Origin of the sequence: Pseudomonas sp. UC 17F4 (assembly GCF_900101695.1) — a bacterium.
Lineage (GTDB): Bacteria > Pseudomonadota > Gammaproteobacteria > Pseudomonadales > Pseudomonadaceae > Aquipseudomonas.
The window spans coordinates 930,943-943,647 of sequence record NZ_FNKV01000001.1 but is presented as its reverse complement, the minus strand read 5'-3'; the positions used below and the strand labels follow the sequence as shown (position 1 = coordinate 943,647).

The 12,705-nt window shown below is 63.9% G+C and carries 14 protein-coding genes and 1 other RNA gene; 9 read left to right on the top strand and 6 right to left on the bottom strand.

Translation table 11 applies throughout. The features are described from left to right. The 3 genes from ubiH to BLR26_RS04280 are packed head-to-tail and all read right to left on the bottom strand — an operon-like array spanning position 1 to position 3,103. Entirely contained in the window at positions 1 to 1,194 is a 1,194-nt protein-coding gene (gene ubiH, locus BLR26_RS04290) for a 2-octaprenyl-6-methoxyphenyl hydroxylase (RefSeq protein WP_045201074.1), read from the bottom strand. After that, positions 1,191 to 2,525: a Xaa-Pro aminopeptidase gene (gene pepP, locus BLR26_RS04285; protein WP_093378235.1), complete on the bottom strand. Its 1,335-nt coding sequence runs from the start codon at positions 2,523 to 2,525 to the stop codon at positions 1,191 to 1,193. Before pepP ends, ubiH begins: the two co-directional genes overlap by 4 nt. A 23-nt stretch (positions 2,526 to 2,548) precedes the next feature. Further along, positions 2,549 to 3,103 (bottom strand): YecA/YgfB family protein, encoded by a 555-nt coding sequence (locus tag BLR26_RS04280; protein WP_093378230.1) that lies wholly within the window; start codon positions 3,101 to 3,103, stop codon positions 2,549 to 2,551. A 152-nt stretch (positions 3,104 to 3,255) separates the two neighbouring features. Here BLR26_RS04280 and BLR26_RS04275 point away from each other — a divergent pair, with 152 nt between their 5' ends. The 4 genes from BLR26_RS04275 (at position 3,256) to BLR26_RS04260 (ending at position 4,676) form a co-directional block, all read left to right on the top strand. Further along, complete coding sequence (locus tag BLR26_RS04275) at positions 3,256 to 3,465, top strand: TIGR02449 family protein (protein ID WP_010221172.1); 210 nt, start codon at positions 3,256 to 3,258, stop codon at positions 3,463 to 3,465. Then, positions 3,462 to 3,779 carry a cell division protein ZapA gene (locus BLR26_RS04270; protein WP_045201068.1) on the top strand — a complete coding sequence of 106 codons (318 nt, stop codon included), beginning with the start codon at positions 3,462 to 3,464 and terminating at the stop codon, positions 3,777 to 3,779. The genes BLR26_RS04275 and BLR26_RS04270 overlap by 4 nt, the downstream gene beginning before the upstream one ends. Before the next feature lie 18 nt (positions 3,780 to 3,797). Further along, a non-coding RNA gene (ssrS, locus tag BLR26_RS04265) (6S RNA) lies at positions 3,798 to 3,975 on the top strand. An 80-nt stretch (positions 3,976 to 4,055) separates the two neighbouring features. Beyond that, positions 4,056 to 4,676, top strand: coding sequence for a 5-formyltetrahydrofolate cyclo-ligase (locus BLR26_RS04260; protein WP_093378227.1), 621 nt, complete (start codon positions 4,056 to 4,058; stop codon positions 4,674 to 4,676). Here the strand turns inward: BLR26_RS04260 and BLR26_RS27265 are convergent. Next, on the bottom strand, positions 4,657 to 4,797 hold the full coding sequence (locus tag BLR26_RS27265; protein ID WP_165392175.1) for a hypothetical protein: 141 nt from the start codon (positions 4,795 to 4,797) through the stop codon (positions 4,657 to 4,659). The genes BLR26_RS04260 and BLR26_RS27265 overlap by 20 nt on opposite strands. Before the next feature lie 178 nt (positions 4,798 to 4,975). Here BLR26_RS27265 and BLR26_RS04255 point away from each other — a divergent pair, with 178 nt between their 5' ends. From BLR26_RS04255 to BLR26_RS04240, 4 genes are all read left to right on the top strand, one after another. Further along, positions 4,976 to 5,425, top strand: a complete 450-nt coding sequence (locus BLR26_RS04255) for an EVE domain-containing protein (protein ID WP_093378222.1) — start codon at positions 4,976 to 4,978, stop codon at positions 5,423 to 5,425. Between the two features lie 101 nt (positions 5,426 to 5,526). Then, positions 5,527 to 6,486, top strand: coding sequence for an HlyD family secretion protein (locus BLR26_RS04250; RefSeq protein WP_093387236.1), 960 nt, complete (start codon positions 5,527 to 5,529; stop codon positions 6,484 to 6,486). Beyond that, on the top strand, positions 6,483 to 9,206 hold the full coding sequence (rbbA, locus tag BLR26_RS04245) for a ribosome-associated ATPase/putative transporter RbbA (protein WP_093378219.1): 2,724 nt from the start codon (positions 6,483 to 6,485) through the stop codon (positions 9,204 to 9,206). Before BLR26_RS04250 ends, rbbA begins: the two co-directional genes overlap by 4 nt. Next, complete coding sequence (locus tag BLR26_RS04240; RefSeq protein WP_045201059.1) at positions 9,206 to 10,324, top strand: ABC transporter permease; 1,119 nt, start codon at positions 9,206 to 9,208, stop codon at positions 10,322 to 10,324. The genes rbbA and BLR26_RS04240 overlap by 1 nt, the downstream gene beginning before the upstream one ends. Here the strand turns inward: BLR26_RS04240 and BLR26_RS04235 are convergent, their stop codons facing one another. After that, on the bottom strand, positions 10,325 to 10,729 hold the full coding sequence (locus BLR26_RS04235) for a flagellar basal body-associated protein FliL (RefSeq protein WP_045201057.1): 405 nt from the start codon (positions 10,727 to 10,729) through the stop codon (positions 10,325 to 10,327). A 156-nt stretch (positions 10,730 to 10,885) separates the two neighbouring features. On the opposite strand from BLR26_RS04235, the gene BLR26_RS04230 reads away from it, so the two are divergent. Further along, complete coding sequence (locus BLR26_RS04230; RefSeq protein WP_093378214.1) at positions 10,886 to 11,863, top strand: NADPH:quinone oxidoreductase family protein; 978 nt, start codon at positions 10,886 to 10,888, stop codon at positions 11,861 to 11,863. Between the two features lie 16 nt (positions 11,864 to 11,879). Here BLR26_RS04230 and BLR26_RS04225 read toward each other — a convergent pair whose 3' ends face one another. Then, positions 11,880 to 12,521, bottom strand: coding sequence for a gamma-glutamylcyclotransferase (locus BLR26_RS04225; protein ID WP_045201052.1), 642 nt, complete (start codon positions 12,519 to 12,521; stop codon positions 11,880 to 11,882). Positions 12,522 to 12,705: the final 184 nt, after the last annotated feature.

The following is a 12,705-nucleotide window of genomic DNA, read 5'->3' as shown; positions in this document are numbered from 1 at the left end:
TCAGCTCCGTGGATCCGGGCGAGTTCCCAGGCCCATGGCCTGGCGGGCGAACCAGCGCTTGGCCGGAGGCAACAGGTCGAGGCCGAGCAGGCCCAGGTTGCGGCCGGTAGCGACCAAGGGTTGGGCGCTGCCGAACAATCGGGTGACGCGGTCGGAGAAGCCCACGGTCAGGTCCTGGTCCAGGCGCTGACGCTCACGGTAGGCCTGCAGGGTGGCGAAATCACCCGGCACTCCAGGGCTGGCCAGCAAGCCGTCGGCCAGCGACTGCACATCGCGCAGTGACAGGTTGAAGCCCTGCCCGGCAATCGGGTGCAGGCTGTGCGCAGCGTTGCCAAGGACTACCAGATGCGGGCGCACCTGCTCCTGGGCCTCGACCAGCGACAACGGATACAAGTGCCGGGCGCCGACCTGGCGCAGCGCACCGAGGCGGTAGCCAAACACGTCCTGCAGCTCGCTGAGGAAGCTGCGTTCGTCCAGCTCGGCCAGGCGCTTGGCGTCCATACCGGCGCGGGTCCAGACCAGCGCGCAGCGGTTCTCCGGCAATGGCAGCAAGGCCATCGGCCCTTCGTCGGTAAAGCGCTCGAAAGCCTGGCCGCAGTGGGCTTCGCTCGGGGTGATATTGGCGATCAGGGCGCTCTGGTTGTACGGCCGCTGGCTGACATGAATACCCAGTTGCTCGCGCAGGCCGGAGCGGCCGCCATCGGCCAGTACCGCCAGGTCGCATTCAAGCGTGGTGTCGTCGTTGAGCGACAGCCGGTAACCGTCTTCCAGCGGCTGCAGGGCGGTGACCTCCGCCGGGCAGCGCCAGCTCACCACCTCAGCGTCCAGGCCCTGCCACAGGCACTGGCCAAGCCAGGCGTTCTCGACCACGTAGCCGAGCGCCGGTACCCCTTCTTCCAGGGCGTCCAGGCGGGTGGCGCCAAAACGGCCACGGTCGGAGACCTGGATCTGACGGATCGGCTCGGCGCGGCGGCTGATCTGTTGCCACAGGCCAAGACGCTCGTAGATTTGCCGGGTACCGAAAGACAACGCCGAAGAGCGGGCGTCATAGCTCGGCTGGAAACTGTCACCCGGGGCGAACGGTTCGATCAGCAGGATCTTCCAGCCACGCGCCTTGGCGCCGGCTTGCAGGGCCAGGGCCAGGCTGGCGCCGACCAGGCCGCCGCCAATGATCGCAAGGTTGACCCGGCTCATGCTGCGGCACTGCGCGCAGCAGCCATCAAGGCTTCGATTTCGGCAACCGTCTTGGGTACGCCGGAGGTCAGGATTTCACAGCCCTGCTTGGTTACCACTACGTCATCCTCGATTCGCACACCGATGCCACGCCATTTTTTCGCGACACTCTGGTTATCGGCACCAATGTAAATGCCAGGTTCAACAGTCAGGGACATGCCCGGCTCGAGCACTCGCCACTGGCCGCCGACCTTGTACTCGCCGACATCATGCACATCCATGCCCAGCCAGTGCCCGGCGCGGTGCATGTAGAAAGCCCGATAGGCTTCGCTTTCAATCAGTTCGTGCACCTGGCCCTTGAGCAGGCCCAGTTCCACCAGGCCTTCGGTAATCACTTGCACCGTGGCCTCATGGGCGTGATTCCAGTGCTTGCCCGGGGCGATGACCGCAAAGGCCGCTTCCTGGGCCTTGAGCACCAGCTCGTAGATGGCCTTCTGCTCCGGCGAAAAACGCCCGCTGACCGGGAAAGTGCGGGTGATGTCGCTGGCGTAGCAGTCAATCTCGCAACCGGCGTCGATCAGCACCAAGTCGCCGTCCTTGAGCAGCGCGTCGTTCTCCTGGTAATGCAGGATGCAGCTGTTGCGCCCGGCGGCGACGATCGAGCCGTAGGCCGGCATCTTCGCCCCGCCCTTGCGGAACTCGTAGTCGAGCTCGGCTTCCAGGCTGTATTCGCGCAGACCGGCGCGGCAGGCCTGCATGGCCCGCACGTGGGCACGGGCGGAAATCGCCGCGGCCTCGCGCATCACTTTCACTTCCGCCGCCGATTTATACAGGCGCATGTCGTGCAGCAGATGATCCAGGGCAACGAATTCGTTCGGCGGCTGCGCACCCAGCCGCGCTTTGGAGCGGATGACGTTGATCCACTCCATCAAGTGGCGGTCGAACTCGGCGTTGCTGCCCATGGCCGAATACACCCGGTCGCGACCTTCGATCAGGCCGGGGAGGATGTCGTCGATATCGGTGATGGGGAAAGCATCATCGGCGCCAAAATCGCGGATCGCCCCTTCCTGGCCAGCGCGCAGGCCGTCCCAGAGCTCGCGCTCGGGATTGCGCTCGCGGCAGAACAATACGTACTCGCCGTGCTCGCGGCCGGGGATCAGGGCGATCACCGCCTCGGGCTCGGGGAAGCCGCTGAGGTACTGGAAGTCGCTGTCCTGGCGGTACACGTGCTCGACGTCGCGGTTGCGGATGGCAACCGCGGCGGCGGGCAGGATGGCGATGCTGTTGGGTTCCATCTGCGCCATCAGCGCCTTGCGTCGACGGGCGTATTCCGACTTGGGGATGTGGCTCATGGGCAGTGGCAGTCCGTGGTTGATCAGTGCAACGAAGGTTTGGCCGCAGGCTCGACCGGCTGCTTCAGCTCGGTGTAGAGCAGCAGCGGGGCGACGCGCAGGTATTCCATGACTTCCATATAGTCGTTTTCGCCGTCTTCGGACTCTTCCAGGGCGTCCTGGACCTGAGAGATCGCGACCAGGTCCTGTAGCACTTCCTTGGCCTCGGTGCTCAGGTCCTTGCCACCGGCATTCAAACCGAAACCGGCAATGAAGCCCTGGCACCATTGACCCAGGGCGGTGGCACGCTCGGTCAGCGGCTCATCATCACCCGGCAGCAACAGCACCACGGTGATATCGTCGCTGGTCAGTTCGCCCTTGACCATTTCTTGCAGGCCGATCAAGGCGTTACGAACGTTGTCTGCCGGTTCGCTTTCCAGCAGGCCGGCGGCGTCTGCCAACCATGCCTCGGCATCGAAGCCGGCACCGGCGCAGCTGCGCCCGAGCAACAGCCCGTGCAGTTCGGCAGGGGAAACAGGATGCCCGTTGCTGCTGAGCAAGGTGGCGAAGGCGGTGTACGGCGAATTGATATTGGGCATGGGCAACTAGGCGCCAGACGGCGCAATGACTAGAATGAAGACCTTGTATCCTAGCACCGGCAGGCGCGCCAAGACCATCGACGCGGCCAACTCCGGGCCGGCCAGGGCATAAACCGGGCAACCACCCGCACGACCGAATCGAGTGGCAACCAATGCAAGAGAACGATCTGCAAGCGCTGATGGGCCGATTCGAACTGCTGATTGAGCGGGTCGAGCAACTAAAACGGCAAAACGCACTCTTATTAGCTCAGGAAAAATCCTGGCGCGAAGAGCGCGCCCACCTCATCGAAAAAAATGAAATCGCCCGGCGTAAGGTCGAATCGATGATTTTGCGACTCAAGGCCCTGGAGCAAGACTCATGAGCTCAAGCAATAGCGTCACTGTTCAGATTCTCGACAAAGAATATTCGATCATCTGTCCGCCGGAAGAACGCAGCAACCTGGTCAGCGCCGCGCGCTACCTGGACGGCAAGATGCGCGAAATCCGCAGCAGCGGCAAAGTCATCGGTGCCGACCGCATCGCCGTGATGGCTGCGCTGAACATTACCCACGACCTGCTGCATAACCAGGAACGCCCGCAAGCGACCGGCACTGGCGTCAACCGTGAACAGGTACGCGACCTGCTTGAACGCGTCGATCAGGCATTGGCCGACGATCAAGATTCAAATAAGGGTTGAGTATCGGTATACTGGCGCCACTCCCTGGAGTGCTTGCCAGTCGGTCATGTCCCTGAGCCGATACGCACAACCACGGGGGTTGCACGTGGGGCCGGTGTGCATGTCCGCTTGACGGAAAGCCTTAACGCCTCCTGCAATCTCCACCTTGAACTTTCGGGTTCAAGGGCTACACCGACAGCGGTTCGTCGGGGAGCCTGAATTCTTTGCCCGCCCTTCTGCGCGGGCAATCGAGCTGTCACCCGGCGGGTGGCAGCCCTCTCTGGGACCGCCCGTGCCATGACCGACACCGCGCCGCTGACCCGCCCCCAACTTCGCCGCCTGCTTCGCGATGCCCGCCGTGCCCTGACGCCGGCCGAACAACGCCAGGCAGCCCGTGGCCTGTATCGTCAGCTGGCACAGCATCCGTTGTTTCGCCGGGCCCGGCACATCGCCCTGTACCTGCCCAATGATTGCGAGATCGACCCGCGCCTGCTGATGCGTGAAGCCCAGCGCCGTGGCAAACGCACCTACCTGCCGGTACTGCACGCCTGGCCAAAAACCAAGATGGTGTTCCAGCGCATCGAAGCCGGCGAGAAGCTGCGGCGCAACCGCTTTCGCATCCCCGAGCCGCACATCAGCCTGGCCCGGCAACGACCGATCTGGGCGCTGGACCTGATCCTGCTACCGCTGGTGGGTTTTGATGAAGTGGGTGGCCGGCTGGGCATGGGCGGCGGTTTCTATGACCGCAGCCTGGCCTATCAGGCCCGCCGCAAGGCCTGGAAAAAACCCTTGCTGCTGGGCCTGGCGCATGAATGCCAGAAGGTCGAACGACTGGCGCAAGCCAGCTGGGATGTGCCGCTGCAGGGGACGGTCTCGGACCGTGGCTGGTACCTGGCTATCAACGTTGTTGCGGATTGACCGGCATTTCGTAAGGGGCGTCGAGTTTGCGTTCCCAAAGGCTTTGCGCATAACCGGTAGTGACAACACCCAAACCGAACAGAAACACCAGAATCCAGAGCAAATCCGGTTTGCGATTCATCGATTGCCCCCCTCAGGCAAACTGATCACGTTGTCAGCAACGTTTTTGTTGTTGCAGCAGCGTCAAGCTTAAAATGCGCGCATTCTCCGACAACCTGAGGCGACACGCAAACGTTGACGCCAACCGACCGTCGGTTTCCTGAAACAGGTTATTTCAAACATTGTCTGGAGCACCACCCATGGCCTACTGGCTGATGAAATCCGAGCCCGACGAACTCTCGATCAAGGACCTCGCGCGGCTGGGCGAAGCGCGCTGGGATGGCGTGCGCAACTACCAGGCGCGCAATTTCTTGCGTGCCATGGCAGTCGGTGACCAGTTCTTCTTCTACCACTCCAGTTGCCCGGAGCCGGGCATTGCCGGCATTGCCCGCATCAGTGCCGCAGCCTATCCCGACCCCACTGCACTCGACCCGCAAAGCCACTACTTCGACGCCAAGGCCAACGACGCCAAGAACCCCTGGAGCGCTGTCGATGTCGCCCATGTCGAAACCTTCGGCAGGGTCCTGCAACTGGGCTACCTCAAGCAGCAAACCGCCCTTGCCGAACTGGCGCTGGTACAGAAAGGCAGCCGCCTTTCAGTGATGCCGGTGACCGCCGAACAGTGGGCAGCGGTACTCGCACTGCGTTAAACAGGGTAGGATGGCCGCTCATTTGACGAACATCAACGCACCAGGACCGGTGCGGCGTCACAATTTGACGTTAATGCAGCAAGGATTGCCCAACCATGTCGATGAGCCAACACGCCCCGAAATTCTTCGCCGGTGCCTTGATCGCCCTGCTCCTGGCCGCGGGTGGCCTGGGCTACTGGAAGTCCCTGCATGACCGCCTGCCCGAAGGCCTGAGCATGGGCAACGGCAGGCTCGAAGCCACCGAAGTGCAGATCGCCAGCAAGATCCCCGGGCGCCTGGCCGAGGTGCTGGTCGACGAAGGCGATACCGTCAAGCAGGGCCAGTTGCTCGCCCGCATCGACACCCGCACCCTCGAAGCCCAGCGCAACCAGGCCGAAGCCGAAGTGCTACGGGCCCGGGAAAACTACTCCGCCGCCCAGGCCACGGTGCAATTGCGCCAGAGCGAACAACTGCTGGCCAGCCAGGAGCTCAAGCGCGTCCGCGAGATCTTCCAGCGCAAATATGCCAGCCAGCAGCTGCTCGACCAGCAGCAGGCCCGCTACGACACCAGCAACTCCGCCGTGGTCGCCGCCCGCGCGCAACTGGCGGCAATCAAGGCCGCCATCGGCGCCGCTGAAGCCCAGGAGGCACAGCTGACCAGCGAAATCGACGACAGCAGCCTGCGCGCGCCAATCAACGGCGTGATCCAGCTGCGCCTGGCCGAGCCAGGTGAAGTGCTCGGTGCCGGCGGCCGCGTGCTGATGCTGATCGACCCCAGCGACCAGTACATGAACCTTTACCTGCCCGCCTCCACGACCGGCCGCCTGACCGTCGGCGACCAGGCGCGCATCGTTCTCGACGCCCTGCCCGACCGGGCCTTGCCGGCGAAGATCGCCTTCGTCGCGGCCAAGGCGCAGTTCACCCCCAAGCAGGTGGAAACCCGTGACGAGCGCCAGAAGCTGGTGTTCCGGGTCAAGCTGCGCCTGACCGAACCAAGCGCCGTGCCCCAGGCCAAACCCGGCATGCCGGGCGCAGGCTATGTGCGCACCGCTGATGTGGACTGGCCGGCCAACCTGCAATGAGCGCGCTGGCGCTGCACGCCGAGGGCATCAACCACCGCTACGGCGGGCTGAACGCCCTGCAGGACATTGCCTTCAGCCTGCCGGCCGGCACCCGCTGCGGCCTGATCGGCCCGGACGGCGCCGGCAAGTCGAGCCTGCTCGGGCTGATCGCCGGGGTGAAGAAGCTGCAAAGCGGCGAACTGCAGGTGCTTGGCGGCTCGATCCGCCAGCGCCGCCATCGCAACAGCCTCTACCCGCGTATCGCCTTCATGCCCCAGGGGTTGGGCGGCAACCTTTACCCCGAGCTGTCGATCAGCGAGAACATCCGCTTCTTCGCCACCCTGTTCGGCCTTGGCGCCACGGAGTGCGAGCAGCGCATGCACAACCTGCTGCTGGCCACCGACCTGCTGCGCTTTGCCGAACGCCCGGCGGGCAAGTTGTCGGGCGGCATGAAGCAGAAGCTCGGCCTGTGCTGTGCGCTGATCCACGAACCGGACCTGCTGATCCTCGACGAACCCACCACTGGCGTCGACCCGCTGTCGCGCCGGCGCTTCTGGGAGCTGGTCGAGCAGGTGCGCCAGGAACGCCCGCAACTGACCCTGCTGGTCGCCACGGCCTACATGGAAGAGGCCGAACAGTTCGAACACTGTCTGATGCTCGATCGTGGCCGGCTGATTGCCGCAGGCTTGAGCGAAGAGCTGGCCGCAGCCACCGCCAGCCACAAGCTCGATGACGCCTTTACCCACTTTCAGGGCGACAGCCAGCGCAGCCAGCAGCCCCTGGTGATCCCGCCGCGCGATAGCGGCGATGCCGAGATCGCTATCGAAGCCCATGAACTGACCTTGCGCTTTGGTGACTTCACCGCCGTGAACAAGGTCAGTTTCGCCATCGGCCGTGGCGAGATCTTCGGTTTTCTCGGCTCCAACGGCTGCGGCAAGACCACCACCATGAAGGTGCTCACCGGGCTGATGCCGGCCAGCGAGGGCAGCGCCACCCTGCTCGGTCGCCCGGTGAACGCCAAGGACCTGGCCACGCGTAAGCGCGTTGGCTTCATGTCCCAAAGCTTCTCGCTGTATGGCGAACTCAGCGTGCGGCAGAACCTTGAACTGCATGCGCGGCTGTTCGACCTGCCCAAGGCCGACAGCGGCCCGCGCATCGCCGAGCTGATCGAGCGTTTCGATCTGGGCGCCATCGCCGACCAGCAGTCCGGCGCCCTGCCCCTGGGTTTGCGCCAGCGCCTGTCGCTGGCAGTGGCGGTACTGCACCGTCCGGAAGTGCTGATCCTCGACGAACCGACCTCAGGTGTGGACCCGGCAGCGCGCGACGACTTCTGGCGCCTGCTGATCGAGCTGTCGCGCGATCAGGGGGTGACGATCTTCCTCTCTACTCATTTCATGAACGAGGCCCTGCGCTGCGACCGGATCTCCCTGATGCATGCCGGCAAGGTCCTGGCCTGCGACACCCCGGCGGCGCTGCAGCAGCAGTTCGGCGGTGAAACCCTGGAAGATGCCTTCGTCACCTGCCTGGAACAGGCCCAGGGCGCCAGCGAAGCGCCAACGGCCCCAACCCAGTTCGACAGCCCGGCCAATACAGCAACGCAACCCCTGCGCCATGGCTTCAGCCTCAAGCGCCTGGTCGCCGTCGCCACCCGCGAAGGCAAGGAACTGCTGCGCGACAAAGTGCGCCTGGCGTTCGCCCTGCTTGGCGCGCTGTTCATGATGGTGATCTTCGGCTACGGCATCTCCCTGGACGTGGAAAACCTCGCTTTCGCCGTTTATGACCAGGACCAGAGCCCGCAAAGCCGCGCTTATCTTGAAGCCTTCCGCGGCTCGCGCTACTTCGCCGAACAGACGCCGATTCGCGATGCCGCACAGTTACACAAACGCCTGCAGCGCTCGGAAATCAAGCTGGCCCTGGAGATTCCACCAGGTTTTGGTCGCGATCTGCACGCCGGTCGCCAGCCGGTGGTAGCAGCCTGGCTGGACGGCGGCATGCCATTTCGCGCCGAGACCAGCCGTAACTATGTCGAAGCCGTGCACCAGGGCAACCTCGAACAACTGGCAGCGCTGAGCAGCAAGGCCCGGGCCGGGCAAACTCCAGTGCGCCTGGAAACCCGCTTTCGCTACAACCAGGACGTGGTCAGCGTCAACGCCATCGGCCCCGGGGTCATGGCGCTGATCCTGGCGTTCATTCCGGCAATGCTCACCGCACTGGGGATCGTGCGCGAAAAAGAGCTGGGCTCGATCACCAACTTCTATGCCACGCCCCTGACCCGCCTGGAGTTCCTGCTCGGCAAACAGGCGCCCTACCTCGCGGTAAGCCTGGTCAACCTGGCGCTGCTGGTAGCAATGAACCGCTGGCTGTTCGGCGTGCCGTTCAAGGGCAGCGCCCTGGCCCTGGCCTGCGGCGGCGTGCTCTACCTGCTGGCGACCACCAGCCTGGGCCTGCTGATCTCGGCGTTCACCCGCACGCAGATCGCCGCGATCCTCGGCACCATGATCATCACCAGCCTGCCGACCATTCAGTTCTCCGGGCTGATCGTGCCGCGTTCCTCGCTCGATGGCGCGGCGGCCTTGATGGGCCAGTTGTTCCCGGCCGGTTACTTTCTCGATATCGCCGTCGGCACCTTTACCAAAGCCCTGGACCTGCGCGAACTCTGGCCCCAGTGCCTGGCGCTGCTGGGCTTCTTTGTCGGTTTCACTGGCCTGAGTCTGGCCATGCTGAAGAAGCAGGAGGTCTGATGCATCGTCTGGCACATACCCTGCGCCTGGGGCTCAAGGAGCTGACCAGCCTGCGCCACGACAGCGTGCTGCTGTTGTTCCTGCTGTACGCCTTCAGCGTGGCGATCTACATGCCGGCCGCAGGCTCGGTGATCGGCGTGCACAACGCCAGCGTGGCGATCATCGACGAAGACCACAGCCTGGTCTCGCGCAAGCTCGCCGAGGCCCTGCAACCACCGGAATTCCAGCACGCCGTGCCGTTGCCCTACGACCAGCTCGACCAGGCCCTGGACAGCGGCCGCTACACCTTCGTGATCAACGTACCGGTGAACTTCCAGACCGACCTGCTGGCCGGGCGCTCGCCCGAGCTGCAAGTCAACGTCGACGCCACGGCCATGAGCCAGGCGTTCATGGGCGCCGGTTACATCGGCAGGATCGTCGAGCGCGAGCTGCTCGACTATGCCAAGCAGGGCTCGGCTACCGCCGGCAGCCCGGCGCTGCTCAGTGCCCGGGCGTTGTTCAACCCCAACCTTGAGGGCGGCTGGTTTCTGGCGGTGATCCAGATCGTCAACAACATCACCATCCTGGCCATCATCCTCACCGGCACGGCACTGCTGCGCGAGCGCGAGCACGGCACCCTCGACCACCTGCTGGTGCTGCCGCTGACCGCGCTGGAAATCATGCTGGCGAAGATCGCCAGCAACGCCCTGGTGGTGGTGCTGTGCACCTGGGTATCGCTTGAGGTGATCGTCAAGGGCGCGCTGGGGGTACCGCTGGCGGGATCGTTGGGGTTGTTCCTGGCGGTGACGGCGCTGTACCTGTTCGCCAGCACCGCATTGGGGATCTTCCTCGCCACCCTGGCGCGCTCGACTCCGCAATTCGGCCTGCTGGCGATTCCGGTGATCATCCCGATGCTGTTGCTGTCAGGCGGCAGCACGCCGCTGGACAGCATGCCGCAATGGCTGCAGTGGGTCATGCAGGGCTCGCCCTCGACCCACTTCGTCAGCCTCAGCGCGGCGATCCTGTTCCGTGACGCCGGGCTGGCAGTGGTCTGGCCAGACATCGCGGCGCTCGCCGCCATTGGCCTGGCCTTCTTCGCCATTGCCCTGGCGCGTTTTCGCCGCAGCCTGACCTCGTGATTACTGGACGATCAGGTTGTTGAACAGCAGGTCGTCGACGGTCGGCTTGCCTTCTTCGGATTCGAGCACCTGCTGGACCTGCTTCAGAGCTTCCTGACGCAGTTTTTCCTTGGCCTCGACGTTACTCATGGCCTCCAGGTTCTGCTGGGTGAACAGCGCCACCAGCTGGTTGCGGATCAGCGGCTCATGATGCTTTACCGCTGCGGCGGCGGCATCGCTGTTGACCCGCAGGGCCACGTCGGCCTTGTACACGCGCAGCTTCGGCCCGCCATCAAGGGCGTAGTTGCCCACAAAAGGCGGGCTCAGGGAAATGTAGGAGACCTTCGGTTCCCCTTCCTTGGCTTCCTCGGCCATGGCCGCCATCGGCAGCATCAGCGCCAGTACCATCAAGATCCACGCTTTCACGAATTCGCTCCTCATACAGTTGGCGCCAGCATACCCAGCGCACCGGTCAAACCCAAGCCCGGGCTTATGCCGGCCTATCAGGGCGGGCCATGCTCGTTGACCCGGCACCTCGCCCACCTACACTTATCGGCCACTACGCGCAAAGGAATAGTCCCGATGAAAGCAGTGTTGTGCAAAGCCCTTGGCCCGGCGCAAAACCTGGTCCTGGAAGAAGTCGCCAGCCCCGTGCCGAAAAAGAACGAGATCCTCCTCGACGTGCAGGCCGCCGGGGTCAACTTTCCCGACACCCTGATCATCGAAGGCAAGTACCAGTTCCAGCCGCCGCTGCCGTTCTCCCCTGGGGGCGAAGCCGCCGGCGTGGTCAGCGCCGTGGGTGAAAAAGCCGGCAACCTGAAGATCGGCGACCGGGTCATGGCCCTGACCGGCTGGGGCAGCTTTGCCGAAAAAGTGGCGGTGCCGGCCTACAACGTATTGCCGATCCCGGCGCAGATGGACTTCACCACGGCGGCGGCCTTCGGCATGACCTACGGCACCTCGATGCATGCGCTCAGCCAGCGCGGCCAGCTCAAGGCCGGGGAAACCCTGCTGGTGCTGGGCGCCTCGGGCGGGGTTGGCCTGGCGGCGGTGGAAATCGGCAAGGCCATGGGCGCGCGGGTGATTGCCGCCGCCAGCAGCGCCGAGAAACTTGCCGTAGCCAAGGCGGCAGGCGCCGACGAGCTGATCAACTACAGCGAAACCAGCCTCAAGGACGAAATCAAGCGCCTGACCGGCGGCAACGGCGCCGATGTGATCTACGACCCGGTTGGCGGCGATCTGTTTGACCAGGCGGTGCGCGGCATTGCCTGGAATGGCCGGCTGCTGGTGGTCGGTTTTGCCAGCGGGCGCATCCCCGAGCTGCCAGTGAACCTGGCGCTACTCAAAGGTGCAGCGGTGCTCGGGGTGTTCTGGGGCGCCTTTGCCCAGCGCCAGCCGGCCGACAATGCGGCGAACTTCCAGCAGCTGTTTGCCTGGTTCGCCGAAGGCAAGCTCAAGCCGCTGGTATCGCAGACCTTCCCGCTGGCTGAAGCAGGTGCAGCCATCGAGATGCTGGGCCAGCGCAAGGCGGTGGGCAAGCTGGTGGTGACCATGGCCTGAACAGCTGAGCCCGCTCCTACCTGGAATGGCAGCGCCGAAAACGCGCCTCCAGGTTGCGATCGGGCATGGCATGGCTGCGCAAGGCATTGAGGGTCTGCTCGACATAATCGCGAGTGCTGCCGTAACGGCCCTTGGCATTGGCAAATATCTGGCTGAGCAAGGTGTCCGGCAGGTTGCCGGCATAGCATGGCAAATGCCGCTCCAGCACAAACCCCAGGGCCTGGACCTTGCTGCCGTCCTCAAGCCGGCAATTGAGCCAGTGCGGGCGGTACGCAGGGTAAGGCATTTCTCGTTGCCACAAGGCCAGCAACGAATCTTCCAGGCAGTCGTCCGGCAGGCGGTAGGCAAAACCGCTGCATGAACCACCACGATCAAGACCGAATACCAGCCCGGGGCATTCCGGCGTGCCGCGGTGCTCGTGGGACCACAAATACAGCCCGCGATGATAGCCGTGCACCCGTGCCCGTCGCCGTTCGGCGGCATTGCACTCCGGGCGCCAGATCAATGAGCCGTAGGCAAACAACCATACCGGGCCACCCTGGTGCCGGGACATGGTGTGTTGAACTGAATGCACAAGTTGCTCGCGAGTTAACTGTTCGCCGAAATCAAGCAACGGCGGATAGGCCACATTCAAAGATACCGTTTCGATCGCCGACATAGCTGCCGCCACACTTCCCCATGAATTACCAACGCATTGCACTATAAAGCAACGCACTGTGCACAGAGTTACCGTACGGCAGATAAGCGCCGCAATACAAGCCCCCAGACGCCATGAGACGGCGATAAAGGCCGCACCGGTGCGATAACAGGTGCACTGTTTCAAGTGTAGCGAAAGTTATTTT